Genomic DNA, 24640 nt, shown 5'->3' with positions numbered 1-24640 from the left:
GCGATGAGCTACCGGCCGCCAGACGCTTACGCCGGATCGCGTCCTTCGCCCGCCAGCCAGCGCAGCGCCGTCAGGCTCGGCATGAACAGGTATTCCCCGCCGCGCACCGTGCAAAAGGTCTGGATGCCGTGGATGCGCTGGCGCACCGGGCGTTTCTGGATGGTGAAGGTGCCGTCCTCGTCCTGCTGGCCGAGGATCGGATCGCGCTCCTTGCCCAGGTCCATGAAGTTCCCGTGGTCGACCCACTCGGCCTGCATGAACTCCACCGTCTCCGGCGCCTTGGCGCTGATCCCGATGAAGAACAGGCCGCGTTCCTGGCCGTCGTCTTCCAGCAGGTCCGCGCGCCAGGGCGCACCGAAGGTGGTGCTGCGGCGGATGATGCGGTGGATGTTCACGTCGGTCAGCACCGCCAGCTTGCTGTCGCGCGGGTTCATGCGGCGCATGTGGCAACCGTGCGGCGCCTGCAGGCCGGCCTGGTCATCCTTGTAGGTGAAGTCGTTGTTGCGCTTCGGGTCGGCGCCCAGCGCCGCATCGTCTTTTTCCGGCGCCAGCGTGAGCGGCGCACCGCTGCGCCAGCGGCCCACCAGCTTGGCCGCCAGCAGTTCCTGGCCGGCTTCGTCGTCGGCGTTATCGCGCAAAAAGCGGTTGAACGCGGCGGCGTCGGCCTGGTACTTGCGGATCACCACAAAGCTGCCGTTGCGTCCCAAGGCGTCGGGCTGCGGCATCGCCATCGGCACGCCCGATTCGCCCGGATAGCCGAGAATCAGCTCGCCCGCCTTGATGGCGTCGCCCTGGCCCGGCAGCAGGTCTTCAATGCCGCCGTCGATGGCCGGGTTGCTGATGTTGTCGCGGTAGCCAAAGGGATTGAGGCTGTCCGGCTGCGCGCCGAAGTCGTGCATGCCGAGCAGCGTGACGCCCTGGACATTCTCGAATTCGTTCTTGGCGGTGGCCAGCGCGTGCTTCCACGATGCTTCGTCCGGCGCGAAGATCGACACCGTCACATGCACGTCGCCGCTGCCGTAAGGCGCTTCCCAGTTGGCCGGGGCGCTGGCGCCGATGTCTTGCAGGCGGTCGGCGCGCGCCGCCATGCCGGCGCGGAAGGCGGCCGGAAAACTGGCCAGCGAATCTTCGGGGATGTCCAGCGCCACCAGGCCGGCGTGACTCAAGGCCACGGCGATCCAGGCGGTGGTGTTGGTGCGCGCATCGGCGGCGCTGCGCACATGCGGGGCCAGGCGCGAAAGCAGTGCGCGGCCGCCCGCCGCCTCGTCGATCTTGAGCAGCACGTGGGTGCCGTAGTACGGGTCGGGACGCTTGAACAGGATGGTGGCCTGGATGTCGTCCAGTTCCAGCGTTGGCGAGGAATGGACCAGGTTCTTGAGGGTGTCGATAATCGTCATGGGAACCTCAAGCAATCTTGTCCAGGAATTCCTGGAGCGCGTCGTTCTGTTTTTGCAGGCGGCGCGTTTCGACCACCGACAGATTCGGATTGGCGACGTACCAGCCGTCGGCGGTGATCTGTTTGCCGGCGATGAAGTCTTTCACGCCCGGATCGGTGATGCCGGGCCAGCCTTCGACCGATGAAAACAGCAAATCCATCAGATCGGGAATCTTGGTCGCGAAGTCTTCGATGTAGGTGTCCCAGTCGCCGTCATAGGTGGTGGCGAACAGGATCTTGGTATCGTTTTCGAAAAAGACGAAGCGCATGTCGTGCAGGGTCGAGACCTTTTGCGCGCCGTTGAAGTTACCGTTGACCAGCTTGAAGATGCGGCGCAGGCGCTCGGCGCCGCCCGGCTTGAGGTCGGCCATGGCGGTCAGTTCGGAGATCTTGCCGGACTGGCGGCCGATGCGGCCGGCCGATCCCGCGTGGCCTTCGGTGTTGGGGTCCTGCTCGCGCAACATGTTCTCGAGCGCGAGTTTGAGCAGGTCGGGGGCGTCTCCCAGGACCTCCTGGACTTTGCGCTTGATGTCCGCGAGGTCGGTAGAGGATTTGTTTTGTGGGGTGGTGTCGCTCATGATTGCTCCTTGGGTCTTGAAAAAAGGGTAATGCTGACTACGGGACTACGGGACTACGGGACTACGGACTACTTAAGCTGGTACCTGGCCGATGCTGTCGATCTCGATGCGCGGCTGCGCGTTCATCTCGTGCCGGAACCTGGAGGACGCTTCATACGCCTTGATACGGGCGCGCATGATGGAGCCCATCGGGCGGTGCGCCTCGATGCAGTGCCACGGGTTGAACGACAACACGTCGTCGGCGTACACGCGGCGCGCCGGGCTGTATGCCTGCTGCGGCGGGATGGTGAGCTTGGCCACCGGCTGGTATGGCGAGTCTTCCTGCGGCCACTCGACCGAGGCGTCTTCGACCGGCATTTTTTCGATGTCGGTGAGGAGCTGCGCGCGCAGTTCGTACTCGGCGCCCTGGCCGTTGAAGAAGTCGACCACCAGGTTGCGCAGGGCCGAGTCGTCGGCGTCGTCGCCGAGCGGCTGGCCGGTGAGGGCGCGCACATTATCGGACAGGGGCGCGGCGCACAGCTTGGCCACGTAGTCGCCGTAGCGCACCGCGGCCATGCTGAAGAAGGTCTCGCCGAGGATATGGTTGTTCGGTGCGCCGAGCGTGTCGACCACGGGATTGTCGATGCCGAGTGCGTGCAGGGCCTTGCTGCCGCCGCGCGCGAGGGCGGCCACGATGCGCCGCACCATGTCCGGGTCGTCCGCGTGCTTCTCCAGCAGCTTCTGGGTCTTGAGGTAGGCGGCGGCGTGGCCGAAGGCGATCACGGGGTGGTTCACCAGCAGCAGGTCTTGCGTCCTGGCGTCCTGGCGCTTGGGCAGGAACTGCGGGCCGTCGACGCCGAGCAGCTTGATCGCCATGCCGCGCGGGGACGGCAGCTTGTCGCTGTGGATGTCGCCGGGAGCGGTGGACAGGCGGATCACGACCGGGTAGGTGGCGGGACGTGCGAAAATGCCCTGGGCCAGGTGCGCGGGCAGCTTGTCGTAGACGGTCACGTGGCCGACCAGCACGCCGTGGCACTTGGCGTGCGCATCGCGCTTGGCGTGGCGGTGCTTGTCGAAGACGCGGGTGTTCACGCGCATCATCGATTCAACCACGCTGTCGATGATCTGGTCTTCGTTTTCCTGCTTTTGTTCCAGGTTGTCGTTGTAAGGGACGTAGGTAATGGCGGACATGGGGGTTCCTCGCTCTTTTGTAATATTGCAATGGAACCGGGAAGTGTACCGATAGTGCGGGGGCGTTCGATAGAATGTTTGTTCGAACGGTGGGGTATGGTGGTGGCGGCCAGGCGAAGCCAGAAGCTCTTGGCGTATTATTGCAATAGGACATGGATTAAACCATGTCCATGTTTTCGGAAACACAAGGAGAATGAATTGAATATTGTCGCTTTGTTAGCGAAAAAGACGCTGGTACCATTATTTGCCGGATTCTTACTGATGCAAGGATGTGCGGCCGCGGACAATAACGTGCTGACATACGCTTCTCACGACCTGGGCCTGCTTTGTTTTGGCGGAGTCAGTAACGTACGGCTGACATACGGCGGCGCCCCCCACAAATTGTACGATCGTAAAGGCGATGCCGCACCTGAAAAATCGCCTGCGGATGCCACCCGCACGCCGGGCGCCCTGTACGGTACGTACGACACCTTCGCAGGGCCGATGGACATGCAGTGGCGCTCACGCGACGGCACTGAGCTGACCCACGTCATCGACCTGAATAAGGAAGTTACTGGTCGCCAGATTCCTTACGACCATCCCGAGCGTGTCTACGCCAAGAAACCGTTCGTCGGAAAACCCGTTATCATTGTCGAGTTTAATGATCGTACCGTGAATGTCTACCTTGCCGCGACATTGCAGGTAACGCCACTCGACGCGGCCAAGCCAACCCTCGACGATGTGAAGACCCGGACGCTGGTGTATTCCAGGACCTTGTGATGGCGACCTCGGTCCATTAAAAAAGCGGGCATTGCGCCCGCTTTTGTTGTTTACTCTTCGTTGTTTACTCTTCGTTGTTTACTCTTCGCGGCGCAAGTGCGGGAACAGGATCACGTCACGGATGTTCGGCGAATCGGTGATCAGCATGATCAGGCGATCGATGCCGATGCCGCAGCCACCGGCCGGCGGCATGCCGTATTCCAGGGCGCGGATGTAGTCGGCGTCGTAGAACATCGCCTCGTCGTCGCCGGCATCCTTGGCCTCGACCTGCGCCAGGAAACGCGCCGCCTGGTCTTCGGAGTCGTTCAACTCCGAGAACCCGTTGGCCAGCTCGCGCCCGACGATGAACAGCTCGAAACGCTCGGTGATGCCCGCTACCGTGTCCGACGCGCGCGCCAGTGGCGATACTTCGGCCGGGTAGTCGACGATGAAGGTCGGCTCCCACAGCTGCGCTTCGGCGGTTTCTTCGAACAGCGCCAGTTGCAGCGCGCCGAGGCCAGCGGTCGAAAACGGCTTGACGCCGAATTTCAACAGTTCGGCCTTGATGAATTGCGCATCCTGCAACTGCTCCGCGGTGTAATGCGGCGCGTAGGCGTTGATCGCGCCGACGATGGTCATGCGGCGGAACGGCTTGGACAGGTCGAGCGGCTTGCCGCCGTAGGTCAGTTCGGCGGTGCCGTGGGCGTCGATGGCGGCCTGGCGGATCACCGCTTCGGTAAAGTCCATGATCCACTGGTAATCGGTGTAGGCCGCGTAGAATTCCATCATCGTGAATTCAGGATTGTGACGCGGCGAGACGCCTTCGTTGCGGAAGTTGCGGTTCACTTCGAACACGCGATCGAATCCGCCGACCACGAGGCGCTTCAAGTACAGTTCCGGCGCGATGCGCAGGAACATTTCCATGTCGAGCGCGTTGTGGTGGGTGACGAACGGCTTGGCGGCGGCGCCACCGGGAATCGCATGCAGCATCGGCGTTTCGACTTCCATGAAGTCGTTCTTTTCCATGAAGCGGCGGATCGACGACATGGCGGCGGTGCGCGCCTTGAAGGTGCGACGCGCCTGGTCGTTGGTGATCAGGTCCACATAGCGCTGGCGGTATTTGGTTTCCTGGTCCGACAGGCCGTGGAATTTGTCGGGCAAAGGGCGCAGCGACTTGGTGATCAGGCGCAGGGTCGTTACCTTGACCGTCAGTTCATCGGTCTTGGTCTTGAACAGGGTGCCTTCGATGCCGAGGATGTCGCCCAGGTCGTAGTGGCTCAACGCTTCCATGGCCGCTTCGCCGGTCTTGTCGAGCGTGACGTAGATCTGGATGCGGCCGTCGGCGTGCGGGCCGGACGAATCCTGCAGGGTCGCGAACACGGCTTTTTTGCCGGCTTCGCGCTTGAGCATCATGCGCCCGGCCAGGACCACGTGTACCTCGGTCGCTTCGAGTTCTTCGCGCGTCTTCGATGCGTACTCTTCGACCAGCTTCGCCGCCTTGTGCTGCGGACGGAAATCGTTAGGGAAGGCGATGCCGCCTTCGCGCAGCGTGGCCAGCTTGGCGCGGCGTTCGGCAATCAGCCTGTTTTCGTCTGCCGGGGCGGGTGCTTGGTCTTGGGTATCCGTAGTCATGGTAGGTATCGCTATAGAGGTTGTTGCAGGTGTGGGATCAGCTGTTTATTGAGACGGAGACAATCAGGACGAAAACAGTTCGTCGATCGTCAGGTCCGAAAAGTCGTTGGCGATGTGGATCACGTTGTCGAATTCGGCAAAGGCGCCGGCGGGCAGGGTGGTGGTGAGCACCACGGCGCGCATGCCGGCGCGGCGCGCCGCTTCCACGCCTAGCGGCGCGTCTTCGAACACGATGCAGTGCTCGGGCGCGACGCCGCAGCGCTCGGCCGCCAGCAAAAACACGTCCGGATGCGGCTTGCCGCGCGCAACATCGGCCGCGCCGACCACGGTGTCGAAATGGCGGCGCAGGTCCAGGCCGTCGAGCGTGAACGCGATGTTGGCGTTGGGCGCGGCGGTGGCCACGGCCAGCGCCACGTCATGCTCCTTGGCCAGCGCGATCAGCCCGTCGAAGCCGCTCACCGTTTTGCGGTGCGGCTCGTACAGTTCGCGGTAGACCAGTTCCTTTTCGTCGTTCAGGACCCGCACCTCGTCGTCATCGAGGTGCTCGCCCATTTGGGCGCGGATGATTTCCTTGCCCTGGCGGCCGGCCGTGGTGCGGAAAAACTCGTCGGCGTCGATGTCCTTGCCGCGCCGCTGGAAAAATGCGATCCAGGAGTCGGTGTGAAAGGACATGTTGTCGACGATCGTACCGTCCATGTCGAAGATGAAAGCGCGTCGGGTAGCGGTCATGGATTACACGCCTTGCTTGAGTGAGGCCGAAATGAAGTCGTCCAGGTCGCCGTCCAGCACGCCCTTGGTGTTGCCGGTTTCAAAGTTGGTCCGCAAGTCCTTGATGCGCGACTGATCGAGCACGTAGGAACGGATCTGGTGTCCCCAGCCCACGTCGGTCTTCGAATCTTCGAGCTTTTGCTGTTCGCTCATGCGCTTGCGCAGTTCGTGCTCGTACAGCTTCGCCTTGAGCATTTCCATCGCTTCGGCGCGGTTGCGGTGCTGGCTGCGGTCGTTCTGGCACTGGACCACGATGCCGGTCGGGCCGTGCGTCATGCGGACCGCGGAGTCGGTTTTGTTAATGTGCTGACCACCGGCGCCGGACGCGCGGTAGGTATCGACGCGAATGTCGGCCGGGTTGACGTCGATCTCGATCGAGTCATCGACTTCCGGGTACACGAACAGGCTGGTAAACGACGTATGGCGGCCGTTGGCCGAGTCGAACGGCGACTTGCGCACCAGGCGATGCACGCCCGTTTCGGTGCGCAGGTGGCCGTAGGCGTATTCGCCTTCGACCTTGAGGGTGGCGGTCTTGATGCCGGCCACCTCGCCGTCGGACTGCTCCAGGATGTCGACCTTGAAGCCCTTGCGTTCGCAATAGCGCAGGTACTGGCGCAGCAGCATCGAGGCCCAGTCCTGGGCTTCGGTGCCGCCGGCGCCGGCCTGGATGTCGATGAAGCAGTTGTTGGCGTCCATCGGATTGCCGAACATGCGGCGGAACTCCATGGCTTCGACCACGGCCTTGATGGCGTCGGTGTCGACGATGACCGCTTCGAGCGTGTCGTCGTCGCTTTCTTCGCGCGCCATGGCAAACAGGTCGTTCGCGTCTTTCAGGTCGGCGTCCGCCTTGATCAGCGTATGGACGACGCCTTCGAGCTCCTTCTTCTCTTTACCGAGAGCCTGGGCGCGTTTCGGATCGTTCCAGACGGTAGGATCTTCTAGTTCTTCGTTGACTTGTTCGAGCTTCTCTGACTTTTTATCGAAGTCAAAGATACCTCCGAAGTTCGGCTTCACGATCCGTCAGGTCGTTGAGCAGGGCGGAGAGGGCGTTAATGCGTTCGGCTTCCATGGCGTTTCCGGTCTATGAATTGGTTAAATCGAACCTTCGATTATACCCCAGCGCGCCACATTTCCGGTCGCCGCCGCGCACCCTGCTTGATCGGCGCGGCGTCGCTGCGTATTATGCTGCGCATATTCCCCCTCCACTCGCCCGAAAGCGCCCGCTATGCGTTATCAAATCTGCATTTCCGCCCTGCCCCTGATGTTCTGCGCCGTCGCGGGCGCCGCCACGCCGACCAAGGGTTCCACGGCGCTCGTCGGCGTGATGGAAACGACCGACCTGCATTCGAACGTGCTGGGATACGATTACTTCAAGCTCGCGCCCGAGCCGTCGCTGGGCCTGGACCGCACGGCCGCCCTGATTGCGCAGGCGCGCCAGCAGTTCCCGAACAATCTGCTGTTCGATAACGGCGACGCCATCCAGGGCAGCGCGCTGGCCGACTACCAGGCGCTGGCCCATCCGCTCAAGTGCGACCAGACGCTGGCGATCTACAAGGTCATGAACAAGCTCGGTTATGACGGCGGCGGGATCGGCAACCACGAATTCAATTATGGCCTCGCTTACCTGAGCCAGGTGACCGGCAACCGCTTCGAGGTCGACGGTGTCGATGCGTCCAGGCCGCGCTGCGCCGGGCCGGCCTTTCCGCAGGTGCTGGCCAACGTCTACAGCCTCAAGACGCGCCAGCCGCTGTTTGCGCCTTACCGCATCATCGACAAGCAGATCACCGCGCAGGACGCCGATGGCAAGCCGCTGACGGTGACGCTGAAGGTCGGCATCATCGGCTTTGCGCCGCCGACCATCCTGTCGTGGGACAAGCGGTCGCTCGAAGGGAAGGTCTACACCGAAGGACTGCGCGAAACCGCCTCCAGGTTCATTCCCGAGATGCGTGCGCAAGGGGCGGACCTGGTGGTGGCCATTTCGCACGGCGGTCTGGACGACAGCGCCTACCAGCCGTCGATGGAAAACGGGAACTGGCATTTGTCCAAAGTGCCGGGCATCGACGCCATGCTGATCGGGCACTCGCACTTGCCGTTTCCGAACGCGTCCAGCACCATCCCGCAATTTAACCTGCCGGGCGTGGACAAGGTCAAGGGCCTGGTCAACGGCGTGCCGACCGTGATGGCCAACCTGTGGGGCAAGCACCTTGGCGTGATCGGCCTGCACCTGTCGCACGACGGCCAGCGCTGGATAGTCGACCGTAGCCAGACCACGGTGGAGGCGCGCGCCGCGCAGCAGGCCGGCAAATCGTTCATTGCGCCCGATCCGGCCATTGCGGCGCTGGTCGCGGGTGAACATGAAGCCACCATCGGCTACGTCAAGACGCCGGTCGGCGCGACCGACTTCCGCATGTCGACCTACTTTGCCGATGTGGGCGATGTGACGGCCATTGCGGTGGTCAACCTGGCGCAGGCCGATTACGTGAGCAAGTACGTCAAGGCCAACCTGCCGCAATACGCGGCCTTGCCGGTGCTGTCGATGGCCTCGCCGTTCAAGGGCGGCAGCGCCGGCGTGAGCGATTACACCGACGTCAAGGCCGGCAGCCTGGCGCTCAACAATGCGGCCGACTTGTACCTGTATCCGAATTCACTGTATGCGGTCAAGGTCAATGGCGGGGAGCTCAAGGCGTGGCTGGAACACGCGGCAGGGCGCTTCAACACCATCGACCCGGAGCTGACGACGCCGCAGGAACTGGTCAACACCGCGTTCCCGACCTATAACTTCGACGCCATGACGAGCAAGGAAATCAGTTACGAGATCGATGTGAGCAAAGTGCCGGGCCAGCGCATCAAGAACCTGCGCTTCCGCGACAAGGCGGTGACTGCCTCGAACGAGTTTTTGGTCGCGACGAATAACTACCGCGCCAGCGGCGGTGGCGGTTTTCCGGGCCTGGACGGCAGCAAGACCGCCGTGGCCGCGCCGGACGCCAACCGCGATGTGCTGATCGGGTACATCAAGGAGGTCAAGAACCTGACGCGCGCGGAGAGCGGCCAGCAGCGCAGCTGGCGCTTTGCCAGGGTGCGCACCGCCGGCCCGGTGGTGTTCCATTCCGCGCCGGGACTGCTGCCGCTGGCCCGGCAGGCCGGGCTTGCCAATGTGTCGCAACTGCGCGCCGACGATGGCCTGGGCAAGGGCTTTGCCCTGTACGCGGTCGATCTGTCGAAATGATACGGCGCCTGGTTTTGGCGGCCCTGCTTTGCGGCGGCGCGGCGCACGCCCAGCCGCTCGACGCGGCCGGCCTGGCGCGCTTGCGGCAAGCGGCCGCGCAGGACCCGCAGGCCGCGTATGACCTGGGGCGCATGGTGCGCAACGGTATTGGCGTCGCGCGCGCGCCGTTGCGCGCGTTTGCGCTGATCGAGTCGAGCGCGCGGCGCGGCCATGCGCCGGCCATGTTCACCGTGTCGGCCATGCTGGCGGCGGGGGAGGGCTGCGCGCAAGACCTGGCGGCCTCGCGGCGCTGGCTGGAAGCGGCTGCTGCACTGGAGCACCCGGAAGCGCTCCAGCAGATGGCCATGTATGTGCAGGAAGGCGCGCTGGGCTACCCGCGCGACCCGGAGCGCGCCGCCCAGCTGCTGCGCGAAGCGGCGCACGCGATGACGCACCGCGCGCACGCGCACTAGTCAGAGAACGCGCCGGCCGGCTGGCGTGCCGATGTGCGCGCGCAGCCAGGGCCGTGCGCCGGCGTCGATCGGCACCACCGTCACCGGCGCGTGCATGCCGATGGCGTCGAGCAGCGCGCGCACGCGTTGCGGCTGCGGATGAAACAGTTCCAGCGTGTCCAGCGACAGGCCAAGATCGGGCATGCCGGCCGCAGGGTGCGGCCCCGCCTCCCATTCAATCAGCGCCGGTCCGACGCCCTCCAGCGGCAGGCCGCCATCGTCGGGAATCGTGATCAGCCAGTTGCGCGCACCCCGGCTCATGGGCGTGACGGCGCCGAGCGCGCCGACCGGCGCGGCCGCGTCGGCGGCGCGCGCGATGTCGCTGGTGCGCGCGACCCAGGTCGACAGCGCTGGCTGCGCATCCGCACACAGCTTATCGAGCGCAAACCAGCGTGCGCGGGCCGGTGGCGGCGCATCGGGATCGATTGCGATGATTTCCAAAAACAGGGCGTCGCCGAGGCGCAGCAGCAGGTTATGCGTACCCATGCCGGGGTGCTTGCCGCCCGGTGCGGGGCTGACGCCAAGCTTGTCCTCGATCCAGGCGGCGCCTTGGGCGAGGGTGGGTGCGGTGATGGTGATGTGGTCGAGCTGGCAGGCGGGCATGGGCGTCACTTTCCGGCGTGGTTGGCGATGAACGACGCACGATGGTAGCACCGCGAGCAGCCAGGACGCTGCATCGAAGCAGGTCGCTCCGCAGAAAATGCATAAGCAAAGCGCTATTTAGCATGAAAGCGATTTCAAGGATATGAAACTTTTTCAGCGTCAGTTTTTCGCCACGGGTGTTTGGCAGATAAAAACGCTGTTCAGTTGCCGGCGGCAGGTATGCACGCCAAGGAATTTAACATTTCTTTTTCGCAGGTGATCTTGAACACCAAGCATCATTATTTTGTGTGGTTTTTCGACCGTTTTTCTATGAAAGCCGTGAAAGCCCTGCTGTTGAGGGCGATACTTGTTCTTTTTTCTGGAAACGGTTCCTTAAAGCTCCACAATCGACACAGCTGTTTTCATCCAGCAATTGCTATATGTACATTGCAAAAAACCTCATTTTTGCGTTCTTGACATTTAACCTTTGCAAGCGATACATTGCGTCCATACCTAGGCGACAAGCTACTTTTTGTTACCCCAGGGTGTGCCTTGGCCCGGACACGTCCGTCGCCACGGTGATTCGACAAAGAGCGGTCACTTGATCGTTTTTTTTGAAAAAGAGTTGAAAACGTTTTCAAGCCTGCGTAGCGCGAGGCCGGCATGGCCGGCCTCACCGAGCAGGCCCTGTGGGCGTCGCAGCCTTGCTCTGGGCAGTGGAAGGTGCGGCGCGTGCAGACAGCGAAGGCATCCACCTGTCTTCGGGCGCACGTTGTTGCCTGCTCCGGCAGGCGGCGGCTGGCGCAACGTGAACCGCGCCGTGGCCGCCCGCCACGGACCGGAACGCGGGAAACACAATGAAACAAGCGTCATCCGCGCCGGTGCATCCGGAACGATGGCGACCACCATGCCGGCGAACGTGATTCACGCACGCCATAAAGTACGACAATTGCGAGGAGACTCCTGAATGAATTCGATGTCCAAGATTAAACTGAACGCCGTCACCGACGCCCTGCGCAACTGCGGCAGCGGCCGGAGCCTGGCGCGCAGCGCGATGCGCGGCCTGCTGGCCCTGTCCATCACGGCGGCCAGCGCCGCGGCGATCAGCCTGCCGATGATGGCAACGGCCCACGCCGCCGCCGATGCGCAATACACGCAGCGCTTCCTGACCCAGTACAAGAAGATGAAGGATCCTGCGAACGGTTACTTCAGCAAGGAAGGCGTGCCGTACCACTCGATCGAAACGCTGATGGTCGAAGCACCGGACCACGGCCACGAAACCACCTCGGAAGCGTACAGCTACTGGCTGTGGATGGAAGCGCAGTACGGCCGCGCCACCGGCGACTGGGGTCCGCTGAACGCGGCCTGGGCCAATATGGAAAAGTACATCATTCCATCGCAGTCGGACCAGCCGACCAACAGCTTCTACAACCCAGGCAAACCGGCGACCTACGCCGCCGAGTACGACCTGCCGAAGCAGTACCCTGCGCCGCTGAACGGCGGCGTGCCGGTCGGCCAGGATCCGATCGCCAACGAACTCAAGTCGACCTACGGCACCAGCAATATCTACGGCATGCACTGGCTGCTGGACGTGGATAACTGGTACGGCTACGGCAAATGCGGCGACGGCACCACGCGTCCGTCGTACATCAACACCTTCCAGCGCGGTTCCCAGGAATCGGTCTGGGAAACCGTGCCGCACCCATCGTGCGAAACCTTTAAATGGGGCAAAAACGGCGGCGGCGAAGGCTTCCTCGGCCTGTTCATCGGCGACAACAACCGCGCCAAGCAGTTCCGCTACACCAATGCACCTGACGCCGATGCGCGCGCCGTGCAAGCCGTGTACTGGGCCTCGGTCTGGGCAAAGCAGCAAGGCAAGAGCGCACAAGTGGCCGACCTGGTCACCAAAGCGGCCAAGATGGGCGACTTCCTGCGCTACGCCATGTTCGACAAGTACTTCAAGAAAATCGGCAATTGCACCAATGCGAACGCTTGCCCAGGCGGCAATGGCCAGCCGGATGCAAACGGCGAACGCGACAATCAGCATTACCTGATGAGCTGGTACTACGCATGGGGCGGCGCAACCGACGCCAACGCCGGCTGGGCATGGCGCATCGGTTCGAGCCACAACCACTTCGGTTACCAGAATCCGCTGGCCGCGTGGGCGCTGTCGACCCAGGCCGACTTCAAGCCGCAGTCGCCAACCGCGGCTGGCGACTGGGGCAAGAGCCTGACCCGCCAGATGGAATTCTACCGCTGGCTGCAATCGGCTGACGGCGCCATCGCCGGCGGCGCGACCAACAGCTGGGGCGGCGATTACCTGACCCCGCCGGCAGGCACCCCGACCTTCCACGGCATGTTCTACGATGAAAAACCGGTCTACCACGATCCGGCCTCGAACACCTGGTTCGGCTTCCAGGCCTGGTCGATGCAGCGTGTGGCCGAGTACTACTACGCCAGCGGCGACGTGCGCGCCAAGGCGGTGCTGGACAAATGGGTCGCCTGGGCATCGGCCAACACGGTCCTGAAAGCGGACGGCACCTACACCATCCCGAACACCCTGGCATGGTCCGGCGCGCCTGACACCTGGAACGCGGCCACCCCTGGCGCGAATGCCGGCCTGCGCGTGAAAATCGTCGACAGCACCAACGACGTCGGTATCGCAGCGGCCCTGGCCCGCACCCTGATCTACTACGGCGCCAAAGCCAACAACGAGCCTGCCAAAGCGCTGGCCAAGCAGCTGCTGGACCGCATGTGGGCCAAGCACCAGGATTCGGTTGGCCTGGTGGTCGACGAAACCCGCGCCGACTACAAGCGCTTCACCCAGCCTTACGATCCGGCCACCGGTTCGGGCGTGTACATTCCACAGGGCTGGACCGGCACCAACGCCCAGGGCGCAACGATCGATTCGAGCGCGACGTTCCTGAGCATCCGTCCGAAATACAAGGACGATCCACAGTGGCCCAAGCTGAAAGCCTACCTGGACGGCGGCCCGGCACCAACCTGGCGCTACCACCGCTTCTGGGCCCAGGCTGATATCGCCAATGCGCTGGCCGATTACGCCAACATCATCGGCGGCACCGATACGCCGTCGATCGTGGCCAGCACCAGCGCCATCAACGTGCCTGAAGGCGGTTCCGGCAGCGTGGGCATCACCCTGTCGAAAGCGCCTGCCGCCAACGTCACGGTGGCCGTCGCCAAGGCAGCCGGCGGCGACGTCGACCTGAGCGCACCACAGGCCAGCCTGCTGTTCACGCCGGCCAACTACAACGTGCAGCAAGCCGTGGCGATCAGCGCCGCGGTGGACGCCGATGCGCTCAACGGCAGCGCCAACTTCACCTTCACGGCGCCTGGTTACCTGAGCGCCACGACGGTGGCGACCGAGGCCGACCGCGATGTGGTCATTCCTGTGTCGCTGCTGGTGACCGGTGCGCCGCTGTCGGTTCCGGAAGGCGCATCGCGCACCTTCCAGGTCCGCCTGGCAGCCGCGCCAAAAGCCAACGTGACGGTGAGCGTTGCCCGCCTGAGCGGTGACACCGACCTCGCGGTCGCCGGTGGCGCAACCCTGACCTTCACGCCAGCAAACTGGAACGTGACCCAGGCCGTGACGATCGCCGCCGCAATCGATGCGGACACCGTCAACGGCAGCGCCACTTTCGCTGTCAGCGCGCCGACGGCCCCAACGGTCAACGCGGTAGCGACCGAAGCGGACAAGGATGTGCAGACCGGCGGTTGCGCGGTCGACTTCGACACCACCAACGACTGGGGTTCGGGCCAGGTTCCACGGGTCACGCTGCGTAACACCGGCACCGCGCCGATTACCGGCTGGGCACTGAACTGGACCGCGTCGAACGACGTAACCCTGAGCAACTCGTGGGGCGCCACCGTGACCCAGAGCGGCCGTGCGTTCAACGCCGTGCCGGCAGCCTGGAACGCGACCATCGCCGCCGGCGGCAATGTCGAGATCGGCATGCAACTGGCCTACAGCGGCGCCAAAGTGCTGCCAACCGGCCTGAGCTGGGCTGGTCGTAGCTGCACCATTGTTGTGAAGTAATTGTCAGTCGTCCGCGCGGGCCTTGTTGGCCCGCGCGGATTTTTTGCATGTGAATGTTGTATTCCCAAACAGAGGAGGACGACCATGACGATTCGTTCAAGCCACGCTGCCATCGCCGTGCTCGCGGTGGTGCTCGCCGCAGCCGGCGTCGGCGGTACCATCAGTTACGGCAAGCTCAGCGAAGCGCGGGCCGGCGGCGCCCAGGCCTGGCACGACCTGACCCAGATCCACGCGGCGCGTGCGCGCCTGGGCAGCACGGCGCTGGAAGGCGCGGCGCGCGCCGGCGGACTCGATCCGGCCTTTATCGACCAGGCCCGTACCAGCCTGGTACGGGCAACGGCCTTGTCCACCAACAGCGGCGTGCTGAACAACCCGGAAGCGGTCGACAACTACAAGCGCTACCAGGGAGAACTGACCGGCGTGCTGTACCGCCTGGCGGGCACCCGTGGCGCGCCCGAGCTGGAGACCGTGTCTTCGCTCAAGGAACTACGCGGCAAATTGCCGCAAGACGAGCTTGCGCTGGCCGATGCCCGCAGCCGTTACGGAAAATCGGCCGAGGGCTACAACGCCCTGGTCGGCACCTTCCCCGGTGCCGCGGTCGCAGCGGTGACCGGTTACCGGCCGCTACCAGCCGGGCTTTGACCGGTTCGCTTCAAGTCCTCTCACTTATTGGAGATGCTTCATGATTACCCCGAAATTTGCAAGCAAACTGGCGTTGTCGCTGGCCCTGGCCTTCGCGGCCAGCGCCGGCCACGCCTTTACCGTATCCGGCAACAAGATCCTCGACGATGCCAATCGCCCGGTCACGCTCAAGGGCGTGAACTGGTTCGGCTTCGAAACCTTCGACGGTTCGGTGCATGGCCTGTGGACGCGCAACTGGAAGAGCATGCTCGACCAGGTGCAGGCGGAGGGCTTCAACGCCCTGCGCATTCCGGTGTGCCCGGCTACCTTCCGCGAATCATCGGTCAAGCCGAATATCGACGCCTTGGCCAATCCGGACCTGGTCGGCCTGAACTCGCGCCAGTGGCTCGACGTGTTCCTGAAAGAAGTCGACCGCCGCGGCATCTACATCCTGCTCGATCATCACCGTCCGGATTGCCAGGCGATTTCGGAACTGTGGACAACGCCGCAGTACACCGAAGAACAGTGGCTGACCGACCTGGAATACCTGGCCCAGCACTATTCCGGCCTGCGCAACCTGGTTGGCCTGGACATCAAGAACGAGCCGCACGGCCAGGCGACCTGGGGCACGGGCAATGTGCGTACCGACTGGAACCTGGCGGCCGAGCGCGCGTCGAAGCGCATTCTGGCGGTCAATCCGAACCTGTTGATCTTTGTCGAAGGCATCGCCAGTAATGCGGGCGGCTGCCAGGGCCAGTATGGTCACTTCTGGGGCGGCAACCTGGAGCCGCTGAACTGCAAGGCGCTCGATATTCCGCGCAACAAGCTGGTGCTGTCGCCGCACGTCTACGGTCCTGACGTGTTCGAGATGGAATACTTCAAGGCCGCCAACTTCCCGGCCAACATGCCGGCGATCTGGGACCAGCAGTGGGGCAAGTTCGCCAAGGATTATCCGGTGGTGCTGGGCGAGTGGGGCGGCAAGTACGGTCATGGCGGCGGCAATCCGAAAGACAAGGTCTGGCAGGATGCGCTGGTGAAATACCTGAAAGAACGCGGCATGATCAGCTCGTTCTACTGGACGCTCAACCCGAACAGCGGCGACACCGGCGGTATTTTGCAGGATGACTGGAAAACGGTGTGGCCGGACAAGATGGCTTTGATGAAAAACCTGTGGGCGGGTGCGACGCCGACGCCGACGCCGACGCCTACGCCTACGCCGACGCCGACCCCGACCCCAACCCCAACCCCGACCCCAACCCCAACCCCGACGCCAGCGGTCACGGCAGTGGTCAAGATCACGTCCGACTGGTCGGCTGGATATTGCGCTGACGTTGCGGTAAACAACACCGGTACGACGCCGGTAGTGTGGAAGATCAACGTGCCGGTACAGGGCAAGATCAACAACCTGTGGAACGCGGTGTACACCCAGACTGGCGCCACGTTGACGGCGTCGGGCCAGCCGTACAACGCCACTGTGCAGCCGAAAGCGACCCAATCGTTCGGCTTCTGCGCCGTCCGCTAAACTGGCGTAACGACCGTCGCCCCCGCGCAGGCGGGGGCCCAAGTTCGGTCTCAGTCTTCGGCGGTGCAAATGACTTGGCCCCCCGCCTTCGCGGGGGCGACGGATCAGCGTCAATCGCTACCGACATTCAACAAGCACTTGCATTAGCGAAAAAAATCGCCTACTATCGCATTCCCAAGCAGGCCAACCATGTTAGAAAAGGAGATCGATCATGCAAAAATTGAACATAAACGCTCTTTTTCTGGGTCTGGCTGGCTAATCTCCTGCACTGAACCGACGGCATTCGCCCGTCTGTCGCATCGTTTTAGCCCTCACTTGACGAGTTCCTCGTCAGCTCCGCCAGCGCCCAATCCCCTCTCGTATTTTTTTGGATTGGCATCACATGGGCAATTTTGTTCAGCATATTTCTGATCGTATTTCGATCATCGCGTCCGACCGTCTGTGGCTCGAAGACGCTGCAATACAACAAACCAAAACCACGGCCGCACTGGCCGGCATGCAACGCGTGGTCGGCTTGCCCGACCTGCATCCGGGGCGCGGCTATCCCGTCGGGGCTGCGTTCTTTTCCACCGGGCGCCTGTATCCTGCGCTGGTGGGCAACGATATCGGCTGCGGCATGGCGCTGTGGCAAACCGACATCCTCGCGGGCAAGGCCAAGCTCGACAAGATCGACAAGCAGATCGGCAATCTCGACGATGTGATCGACGAGGAAGAATGGGCCGATCTGAAACGCCTCGATCCTTCCTTGCCGGGGCGCATCGAGGCGCTGTCGGCCGCGCTGGCAGCGGCCGGGCTCGACCTGGCGCCGCTGCGCTCGCTCGGCACCATCGGCCGTGGCAACCACTTTGCGGAACTTCAGGTGATCGACGCGGTCGAAGATGAAGATGTGATCGGACGCACGACGCTGGCGCGCAAGTGCCTGCAATTGCTGGTGCATAGCGGCTCGCGCGGCTTGGGCCAGGTCATTCTGCGCGCGCATGTCGATGCGCACAGTCACGCCGGCCTGGTCGATGGCAGCCCGGAGGCGGTGGCCTATCTGCGTGCGCATGACGCGGCTTTACAATACGCGGAAGTGAACCGCTCGCTGATCGGGGCGCGCATTTTCCATCGCCTGCGTTGCGAGGCCGTGCGCGTGCTCGACGTTCACCACAACACGGTGACGCCGGCGCAGATTGACGGCCACGCTGGCTGGCTGCACCGCAAGGGCGCCACGCCGAGCGACCAGGGCCTGGTCATGTTGCCCGGTTCGCGTGACGACTATAGTTACCTGATCGAGCCGGTGCTGTCCGCCGGTGAGCTGAGTTTGCATTCGCTGGCGCACGGGGCAGGGCGCAAGTGGCAGCGCACCGATTGCAAGGGCCGCCTCGACAAACTGGCGACGCCGGCGCAATTGAGCCGCACGTCGATGGGTGGGCGCGTGATCTGCAATGACCGCGCGTTGATTTATGAAGAAGCGCCGCAGGCGTACAAGAATGTCGACAGCGTGCTCGGCTCGCTTGTGGGCGCGGGACTGGTCAAGGTGGTATCCAGAAGCAAGCCAGTGCTGACCTACAAAACGCGTGGGGAGTGCTGCTGATGATCTGCTTACAAATTACAGCCAATACCGGGCCGGCTGAATGCTGCCTGGCAGTCACAAAAGCGCTCGCGCACCTGGGCCGCGAGGCGCACAAGGCGGGAGTGACGGTGAGCGTGGTGGAGCAACTGGACGGGCCGGTTGGTGGTACCCTGCGCTCGGTGCTGCTGGAGCTGGACGGTCCCGCCGAAGCTGAACGGGAACTGGCTGCGCGCTGGTGCGGGAGCATCCAGTGGATTTGCGAAAGTCCTTACCGCAAGCTGCACAAGCGCAAGAACTGGTTCCTCAATGGCGCGGCGTTTGCCCCGCCGGCCGTGTCGACCGAGTTCGGCGAGATCCGCTACGAGGCGACCCGCGCATCGGGTCCCGGCGGGCAGCATGTCAACAAGACCGATAGCGCAATCCGGGCCACGCATGTGGCGTCGGGCTTGTCGGTGAAGGTGCAGACCGAGCGCAGCCAGCATGCCAACAAGCGGCTGGCCGCGCAGCTATTGTTGAGCAAGCTGGGGGAATTGGCAAAGTCGGAGGAGGGCAAGAACAAGTCCGACCGCCGCATGCATCATGTCCAGGCCGAACGCGGCAATGCGGGACGCGTGTTCGTGGGCATGGGTTTCGTGGAAAAGGTGATCTGATCGATTGATCGTCAGCCTCATGCCGGCACCGTCTTGAGGCTGGCATGGGGCGCCCGATGATGGCTTCACTCCGCTAAAAAGCGGAGTGATTTTTCGCATGGTTTGTCAGGATAGCGACAGTCCCCCGCGATCGGGCTACAAGCGCGCTGCCAGTGTTGGCTTCAGGTCCGGCCACTCCTCGCTGATGATACTGAAAAATGCCGTGTCCCTGGCATTGCCGCCCGGTTCAATTTTGTCCTTCCTGAGAATGCCCTCGAAGGTCGCGCCGATTTTCTCGAGGGCGCGTCGCGATCTCGCATTGTCCGACTTTGCCCTGAATTGGACGCGGTTCGCTTTCAAGGTGTCAAAGCAATATTCAAGAAGAAGATACTTGCACTCGGCATTCGCCCCGGTGCCCCAATACTGGCTTGCCAGCCATGTCACCCCAATTTCCAGCTTGCGGTCTTCCGGGCATATTTCCAGAAACCGCGTCGTTCCGATAATCTCCGAACTGCCCGCCAGGCAAATCAGAAATGGGTAGGTCTTGCCAGTTTCCCGGCCCTTGAGCGCGGCCGTAAAGTTGGGATAGAAATTTTCCCGGACCGAGTAGTCGACCGAGGTCAGGCGCCAGATGTTGGCATCTTGCGAGACGGCGAACAAGGCGTCGAGCATGTCGAACTGAAGCGGGCGAAGCTCAATATTCTTTCCTTGAAGCAGAAGATTGGGCTTGATCCAAGGTATTTCCACAAATGTCCTCGTCGGGTTTAACGGTGTCAGGAAGCAGTGACTGTGTTGATGGCCGGATGGCGATTATTTCCAGATGCGTTCAACCAGATCGCCGGTTTCCAGCGGCACTCCCGCCGCTTTGGCTGCCGCAGTCCACTCGGGCGGTGACGGCATCGGCTGCGATGGCGCACTGCCGCCGGCGACGCCATATTTCATCGCAACGACGATGGTGCCTTTCACCGTCGGTACGCGCACGGCTTGCGCGCCGGCAAGCAGCTCCTTGACTAGCGCGGGCGGCAAGGGCGGATGAAAATCGAGCCAGAATCTGGATTGTTCTCCCGGGCGCATCGCCACCACCAAAAATCCACCCGAGGGCGGCACGCTGTTGGCTGCATTGAATGCCCGCGTGGCGGCAGTGTCAATCTGTTTGAGATAGGGCGCAAGCTTGTCGGCGCTCGTGCGCGATCCGATCACCTGTTCAGGTTGGAGCAGGACCACGCCGCCCGCAGTCACGCCGCTGGCTGCTTGGGCGCTACTGGCGCATAGCCATGCCGCACAGAGAAAAACAATCGAACGCATGCAGGACTCCCTCGAAAATAGCGCGCGGCACGTCACCGCGACGTCTATTGGACCACATTTGGAACATTGCCGTGTAACCAGTACCAATCGGTGCCGATGGCATGCGGTACTATTGATTTCCTGACGCACCGAGGAGATTGACGCCATGTCCACGCCGCTGCCGATTGCGAAAAGCAATGCATCCCAGCCAGCATCGGCGCCATCCAGCGCGGCCTGGTGGCGGTGGAACAGCAGGGCGGCGACCGCTTTTTCGGCGAGCCGATGCTCAATATCGATGACTTGCTGCAAACCGATGCGCAGGGCAGGGGCGTGCTCAATATCCTCGCGGCCGACAAGCTGATGAATGCGCCGCGCCTGTATGCGGTTTTCCTGCTGTGGCTGCTGTCGGAATTGTTCGAAAACCTGCCCGAGGTAGGCGACCTGGACAAGCCGAAGCTGGTGTTCTTTTTCGACGAGGCGCATTTGCTGTTCAGCGAAGCGCCCAAGCCCTTGCTGCAAAAGATCGAGCAGGTGGTGCGGCTGATCAGGTCGAAAGGCGTGGGCGTGTTTTTCATCACCCAGAATCCGCTCGACATTCCCGATACCGTGCTCGGCCAACTCGGCAATCGCGTCCAGCACGCTTTGCGCGCCTACACGCCGCGCGACCAGAAAGCCGTCAAGGCGGCCGCCGACACCTTCCGGCCCAATCCCGCGCTCGATACCGCCCAGGTGATCACCGCACTGGAACTGGGCGAAGCGCTGGTGTCCTTGCTCGACGAGAAAGGACGGCCGAGCATGGTCGAGCGCGCCTACGTCTTGCCGCCGGCATCGCAGATCGGCCCGATCGACGCCGCCAAACGCCACCGCGCCATGGCGCAGTCGGTGCTGGCCGGTGTATATGAGCAAGGTATCGATCGCGAATCGGCGCACGAGCGCCTTGCCGCCCGTGCCGAGGCGGCGGCGGAAAAAGCGGACGCGCCCGCGCCACGCACCAGGACGCCAGCCGGCGCCGGGCGCGGTCGTGTGCGCGACACTGCGCCCGACACCTCGCTCGGCGGCATGCTCGGTGGCTTGTTCGGCGGTGGCGGCAAGCGTCAGTCGCCGGTCGAAGCGATGCTGAAGTCGGCCGCGCGCAGCATCGGCTCGCAGGTCGGGCGCGAAATTATCCGTGGCGTGCTGGGCTCGATCATGAAGCGGCGCTAGTCAGTACGCCTTATCCGGCTGCACCAGGGTGCAGGGGAGGGCAGCGCGCTGCCGACCATCCCGCGCCGTATCCGAATTGCTCAGATGGCGTTGGCAATTGCTGGCGTTGCCCGCTTTGCACGGCGGCGCATCGCACCAATAGCCAGCAAGCCGACACCGAGCATCAGGTAGCTGTGCGGTTCGGGCACCGCGGTGATCGCGAATGTGGTGTCGGGTGTCATTGTATAGATGGTGTAAGAGCCCTCGCCAAGATCAACGTAATGGCCCCAGGAGCTGTATCCTGATGTCACGGAAATTCTCCCGGTAATGTGACCGCCATCGAACGGCGGAGCGCCATTTCCGCCGGTGCTGACGCTGGCGTCCCACCAGCCCCCGAACTCGCCCCCGATGTAGCTGAATTCGTAAGCCTGCTCTGCGGCTTGGCTGTTCAGTGCGCTAAGTGCGAGCAGAATCATCCCCTCAATTTGTAAAATTGACATTATCGTCAGCGCAGTAAGGATGACTAAATGACATTACAAATTGTTCAAGTTTTCGTCTGTTTTGAGCGAAGCGCTCGCCGGGTCAGTGCAGCGCGCCTTTGTCCGGCTGCACCAGGATGAAGGGATGGACCACCGAGGTCCACAGCACGGCATCGGCCTCGGTCCAGGCTTGCGCCTGCGCATCCGAGACTTTGCCGAGCTTGCCGTCGCCCATCCATGTGGCGATGCTGTCCTTGTCGTCGTGCGAGATGCGCACCGCCACATCGACCAGGTCGAGCTCGGCGCTGACGAACACCACAGTGCCCTGGGCAAAGTGACGCTGCAATTCGGCCCAGGGCAGGCGCGCGGTTTCGAGGTTGATTTTGGCGCGCAGTTCGGTATCGTTTTCAGGCTTGGTTTGCATACAAATACTCAATAGTTCAGGTGATATGAAGCGTGCAGGACGATCGTTCAGACGACGTCGATGACGGGAGTGGGCGAGCCCGACCAGGTGAGGCGATACACTTGCCCCTTGCGCACATTGCCCACCAGCGCAGGCCGGAAGCAGGCCAGGCAGGTGCCGGCGGGGCGCCGCACGCTGGGGTAGATCACGCCCATCGATCCACTGTCGAGCAACTGAGTGGCCAGGGTTTGCGATGCGATGTAACTGGTCGGATCGAGATAGTTTACAAAGGCATCGACACCGCGAATATCGTGGAACGTGCTGGTAAAGTCGGCGATCAGGGCTTGGTACGTCACGCTGTCGTCGAAGCGGCCGATTTCCTGGTACTCCACGGTTTTGTGAAAGGTGATTTCGGCCAGGGCCGTTTCGGCCTCGAAAGCGCAGTACCACGCGCCGCGTTCGCCATCGTTGAAGCGGCTGCCTTCCGGGCGCGGATAGGTGTAGGCGGCGTTGATGATGCGAAAATTCGGCACGCCGAACACCAGTTCGTCGACACCGATGCCGGGCAGGCTGCCGTACTCGCCGCGCAAGCGTTCGTTGGTGGCGTTGTCGATATCGAACAGGTCGCGCAAGACATCCGCATCCTCGGCCAACGGGCCGAGCACGGAATCTTCCACGTCAGCAAAGCGCGACGGGATCAGGCGGCAGGTATCGAACTGCCGCAGGGTGGTGAGCTTGGGAATGACCGTCAAGTCACAGGCCTCCGCGGCGCGCGTCGAGCAGCTTGCGCACCGTTTGCATCGACAACAGGCCGCCCGCCAGCATTTGCGACAGCGGCGTGCGTCCGGCGAAGATGGGATTGCTGTTGGGGAGGGTGATCCATTCGTCGGCGAGCTTGTCGCCGTAAAGAATATGCAGGGCTTTGTAGATGCCGAGCAGGTAAGAAATGCGGGTGATGCGGTCGACTTCAAGAATGCGGTCGGGGTTCTTTTTCCACTCGTAATAGGTGGAGGATGACATGCCGCCGAGCAGTTCGCGGGCGTCTTCGTCGCGCAGCTTCCAGGCGTTCATGAGGGCGAAAAACCCCTTGAGCGCGGACTTGGACAAGCGTTCCCGCTCCGCGCGTGCGTTCAGGTCGACGAGCACCGCCGGCTCGAAACGACTTTTGGGATAGGCGAAGGCAAGATTCATAGTGGGCTCCGGTTATGGAGTATTTATACTCTATTTTCATATCGTGTGCAAGCCAATCGCCATCAAAGCGATGCTGAGCCCGCGCAAACAATCGACCTGGACAGTTTGCGATGCGACGCCTTGATCGGTTGCGCGGCAAATCTCGCCCTTCAGGGCGGGGGCAAGAGCGCCGACGGCGCAGCCGTCCGGTTTGGTGCGTCTAGTGCGGCGTCTGCTGCTGTTCGATGTACTGCCGGATAACGGCGATAGGCGCACCGCCGCAGCTACCGGCAAAGTAGGAAGGCGACCATAGCGCGCCGCCCCAAAGCTTCTTGCGGATGCTCGGATAGTTCTTCTTCCGAATCATGCGGCTGGAAACGCCTTTCAGGCTGTTGACCAGATTGGAAACGGAAACCTTGGGCGGGTAGTTCACCAGCAAGTGTACATGGTCGTCCTCGCCGTCGAACTCCACCAGTTCCGCTTCAAAGTCCGTGCAGACGCTGGAGCATATCGGCCGCAGGTCGTCAAGAATCTCTTTTGTGAAGACTTCACGGCGGTATTTTGTTGCGAAGACCAAATGTAGGTGCATGAGGAAAACACAGTGTCTTCCGTGGCGAATTTCATTGTAGTGACTCATAGACCAAACTATAATCGAAGCATGCAACGACTACAAGCCTATCAATACGAACTGATGCCAGATGGCGAGCAAGAGCGCACTATGCGCCGCTTCGCTGGCGCGTGCCGATTCGTCTACAACAAGGCGTTGGCGATGCAAAAAGAGAATCATGAGGCCGGTAACAAGTTCATCGGCTACGTCGCCATGGCGAAGCAATTGACCGGGTGGCGCAATGGTCCTGACACACCTTGGCTGAAGGACGCGCCGTGTCATCCGCTGCAACATGCATTGAAGCACTTGGAGAGGGCGTACAAGAACTTCTTCGAGAAACGGGCCGATTTCCCCAGCTTCAAGCGCAAGGGTTGCGGCGACACTTTCCGCTACCCGGACCCGAAGCAGATCAAGCTTGACGAGGCCAACAGCCGCATCTTCCTGCCCAAACTTGGCTGGCTGCGTTACCGCAACAGTCGGGACGTTCTTGGCGAGCTGCGCAACGTCACAGTGA

Annotated in this window: 24 protein-coding genes and 1 pseudogene; 11 read left to right on the top strand and 14 right to left on the bottom strand. The window is 62.6% G+C overall.

The window, feature by feature from the left end; translation table 11 throughout:
* Nucleotides 1–26: 26 nt before the first annotated feature.
* The 3 genes from F1735_RS19970 to F1735_RS19960 all read right to left on the bottom strand — a co-directional run bounded on the left by F1735_RS19970 (nucleotide 27) and on the right by F1735_RS19960 (nucleotide 3183).
* Nucleotides 27–1397 (bottom strand): Dyp-type peroxidase, encoded by a 1371-nt coding sequence (locus F1735_RS19970; RefSeq protein ID WP_167238571.1) that lies wholly within the window; start codon nucleotides 1395–1397, stop codon nucleotides 27–29.
* Nucleotides 1398–1404: 7 nt separating this feature from the next.
* Complete coding sequence (locus tag F1735_RS19965; RefSeq protein ID WP_167221449.1) at nucleotides 1405–2013, bottom strand: hypothetical protein; 609 nt, start codon at nucleotides 2011–2013, stop codon at nucleotides 1405–1407.
* A 72-nt stretch (nucleotides 2014–2085) separates the two neighbouring features.
* Nucleotides 2086–3183, bottom strand: a complete 1098-nt coding sequence (locus tag F1735_RS19960) for a catalase family protein (protein ID WP_187364302.1) — start codon at nucleotides 3181–3183, stop codon at nucleotides 2086–2088.
* 198 nt (nucleotides 3184–3381) lie between these two features.
* Between F1735_RS19960 and F1735_RS19955 the strand changes: the two genes are divergently transcribed.
* Nucleotides 3382–3942: a hypothetical protein gene (locus F1735_RS19955; protein ID WP_167238570.1), complete on the top strand. Its 561-nt coding sequence runs from the start codon at nucleotides 3382–3384 to the stop codon at nucleotides 3940–3942.
* A gap of 78 nt (nucleotides 3943–4020) precedes the next feature.
* Here the strand turns inward: F1735_RS19955 and lysS are convergent, their stop codons facing one another.
* The 3 genes from lysS to prfB form a co-directional block, all read right to left on the bottom strand.
* Nucleotides 4021–5553, bottom strand: a complete 1533-nt coding sequence (gene lysS, locus F1735_RS19950) for a lysine--tRNA ligase (RefSeq protein ID WP_167238569.1) — start codon at nucleotides 5551–5553, stop codon at nucleotides 4021–4023.
* Nucleotides 5554–5616: 63 nt separating this feature from the next.
* A complete protein-coding gene (locus F1735_RS19945; protein ID WP_167238568.1) occupies nucleotides 5617–6282 on the bottom strand; it encodes an HAD family hydrolase in 666 nt (221 codons plus the stop codon).
* A 3-nt stretch (nucleotides 6283–6285) separates the two neighbouring features.
* Nucleotides 6286–7390 (bottom strand): peptide chain release factor 2 gene (prfB, locus tag F1735_RS19940; protein WP_166885111.1). Its coding sequence is split into 2 segments (ribosomal slippage): nucleotides 6286–7308 and nucleotides 7310–7390, totalling 1104 coding nucleotides; the frame shifts between segments, so codons are not numbered across the junction.
* A gap of 156 nt (nucleotides 7391–7546) precedes the next feature.
* Here prfB and F1735_RS19935 point away from each other — a divergent pair.
* Together F1735_RS19935 and F1735_RS19930 are read left to right on the top strand one after the other, a co-directional pair.
* Nucleotides 7547–9547: a bifunctional 2',3'-cyclic-nucleotide 2'-phosphodiesterase/3'-nucleotidase gene (locus F1735_RS19935; protein ID WP_167238567.1), complete on the top strand. Its 2001-nt coding sequence runs from the start codon at nucleotides 7547–7549 to the stop codon at nucleotides 9545–9547.
* A 14-nt stretch (nucleotides 9548–9561) separates the two neighbouring features.
* Nucleotides 9562–9999 carry a tetratricopeptide repeat protein gene (locus F1735_RS19930; RefSeq protein WP_167238566.1) on the top strand — a complete coding sequence of 146 codons (438 nt, stop codon included), beginning with the start codon at nucleotides 9562–9564 and terminating at the stop codon, nucleotides 9997–9999.
* On the opposite strand, the gene F1735_RS19925 is transcribed toward F1735_RS19930, so the two are convergent.
* Nucleotides 10000–10641 carry a VOC family protein gene (locus F1735_RS19925; protein WP_167238565.1) on the bottom strand — a complete coding sequence of 214 codons (642 nt, stop codon included), beginning with the start codon at nucleotides 10639–10641 and terminating at the stop codon, nucleotides 10000–10002.
* Nucleotides 10642–10821: 180 nt separating this feature from the next.
* On the opposite strand from F1735_RS19925, the gene F1735_RS19920 reads away from it, so the two are divergent.
* The 6 genes from F1735_RS19920 to prfH all read left to right on the top strand — a co-directional run bounded on the left by F1735_RS19920 (nucleotide 10822) and on the right by prfH (nucleotide 19022).
* The gene (locus F1735_RS19920) at nucleotides 10822–11097 is read left to right on the top strand and encodes a hypothetical protein (RefSeq protein WP_167238564.1); all 276 of its coding nucleotides are present in this window, start codon (nucleotides 10822–10824) and stop codon (nucleotides 11095–11097) included.
* Between the two features lie 499 nt (nucleotides 11098–11596).
* On the top strand, nucleotides 11597–14674 hold the full coding sequence (locus F1735_RS19910) for a glycoside hydrolase family 48 protein (RefSeq protein ID WP_222853036.1): 3078 nt from the start codon (nucleotides 11597–11599) through the stop codon (nucleotides 14672–14674).
* An 84-nt stretch (nucleotides 14675–14758) separates the two neighbouring features.
* Nucleotides 14759–15316: a LemA family protein gene (locus F1735_RS19905; RefSeq protein ID WP_167238561.1), complete on the top strand. Its 558-nt coding sequence runs from the start codon at nucleotides 14759–14761 to the stop codon at nucleotides 15314–15316.
* Nucleotides 15317–15356: 40 nt separating this feature from the next.
* A complete protein-coding gene (locus F1735_RS19900) occupies nucleotides 15357–16817 on the top strand; it encodes a glycoside hydrolase family 5 protein (protein WP_167238560.1) in 1461 nt (486 codons plus the stop codon).
* A gap of 382 nt (nucleotides 16818–17199) precedes the next feature.
* Nucleotides 17200–18393: an RNA ligase RtcB family protein gene (locus tag F1735_RS19895; RefSeq protein ID WP_167238559.1), complete on the top strand. Its 1194-nt coding sequence runs from the start codon at nucleotides 17200–17202 to the stop codon at nucleotides 18391–18393.
* A complete protein-coding gene (gene prfH / locus F1735_RS19890) occupies nucleotides 18393–19022 on the top strand; it encodes a peptide chain release factor H (protein WP_167238558.1) in 630 nt (209 codons plus the stop codon). The genes F1735_RS19895 and prfH overlap by 1 nt, the downstream gene beginning before the upstream one ends.
* A 135-nt stretch (nucleotides 19023–19157) precedes the next feature.
* On the opposite strand, the gene F1735_RS19885 is transcribed toward prfH, so the two are convergent.
* Together F1735_RS19885 and F1735_RS19880 are read right to left on the bottom strand one after the other, a co-directional pair.
* Nucleotides 19158–19748 carry a GNAT family N-acetyltransferase gene (locus F1735_RS19885; RefSeq protein ID WP_222853035.1) on the bottom strand — a complete coding sequence of 197 codons (591 nt, stop codon included), beginning with the start codon at nucleotides 19746–19748 and terminating at the stop codon, nucleotides 19158–19160.
* A 63-nt stretch (nucleotides 19749–19811) separates the two neighbouring features.
* The gene (locus F1735_RS19880; RefSeq protein WP_167238557.1) at nucleotides 19812–20594 is read right to left on the bottom strand and encodes a hypothetical protein; all 783 of its coding nucleotides are present in this window, start codon (nucleotides 20592–20594) and stop codon (nucleotides 19812–19814) included.
* On the opposite strand from F1735_RS19880, the pseudogene F1735_RS19875 reads away from it, so the two are divergent.
* Nucleotides 20493–21488, top strand: a pseudogene (locus tag F1735_RS19875) (helicase HerA-like domain-containing protein); the annotation flags it as partial. The gene F1735_RS19880 and the pseudogene F1735_RS19875 overlap by 102 nt on opposite strands.
* A gap of 80 nt (nucleotides 21489–21568) precedes the next feature.
* Here the strand turns inward: F1735_RS19875 and F1735_RS19870 are convergent.
* From F1735_RS19870 to tnpA, 5 genes are all read right to left on the bottom strand, one after another.
* Nucleotides 21569–21967 (bottom strand): PEP-CTERM sorting domain-containing protein, encoded by a 399-nt coding sequence (locus F1735_RS19870; RefSeq protein WP_167238556.1) that lies wholly within the window; start codon nucleotides 21965–21967, stop codon nucleotides 21569–21571.
* An 82-nt stretch (nucleotides 21968–22049) separates the two neighbouring features.
* Nucleotides 22050–22370 carry a DUF2288 domain-containing protein gene (locus tag F1735_RS19865; RefSeq protein ID WP_167238555.1) on the bottom strand — a complete coding sequence of 107 codons (321 nt, stop codon included), beginning with the start codon at nucleotides 22368–22370 and terminating at the stop codon, nucleotides 22050–22052.
* Between the two features lie 47 nt (nucleotides 22371–22417).
* Entirely contained in the window at nucleotides 22418–23101 is a 684-nt protein-coding gene (locus F1735_RS19860) for an RES family NAD+ phosphorylase (protein ID WP_167238554.1), read from the bottom strand.
* A 1-nt stretch (nucleotide 23102) separates the two neighbouring features.
* Nucleotides 23103–23540, bottom strand: a complete 438-nt coding sequence (locus tag F1735_RS19855) for an MbcA/ParS/Xre antitoxin family protein (protein ID WP_167238553.1) — start codon at nucleotides 23538–23540, stop codon at nucleotides 23103–23105.
* Nucleotides 23541–23739: 199 nt separating this feature from the next.
* Nucleotides 23740–24156, bottom strand: a complete 417-nt coding sequence (gene tnpA, locus F1735_RS19850) for an IS200/IS605 family transposase (protein ID WP_167238552.1) — start codon at nucleotides 24154–24156, stop codon at nucleotides 23740–23742.
* Nucleotides 24157–24177: 21 nt separating this feature from the next.
* Between tnpA and F1735_RS19845 the strand changes: the two genes are divergently transcribed.
* Nucleotides 24178–24640: RNA-guided endonuclease InsQ/TnpB family protein (locus F1735_RS19845; protein ID WP_167238551.1), on the top strand; the 463-nt coding region annotated here is incomplete at its 3' end.

The sequence above is a fragment of the Massilia genomosp. 1 genome (assembly GCF_011682185.1).
Lineage (GTDB): Bacteria > Pseudomonadota > Gammaproteobacteria > Burkholderiales > Burkholderiaceae_D > Telluria_A > Telluria_A rubra.
Note: the sequence above shows the minus strand (reverse complement) of the source record. Positions and strands in the feature narration are given on the sequence as shown.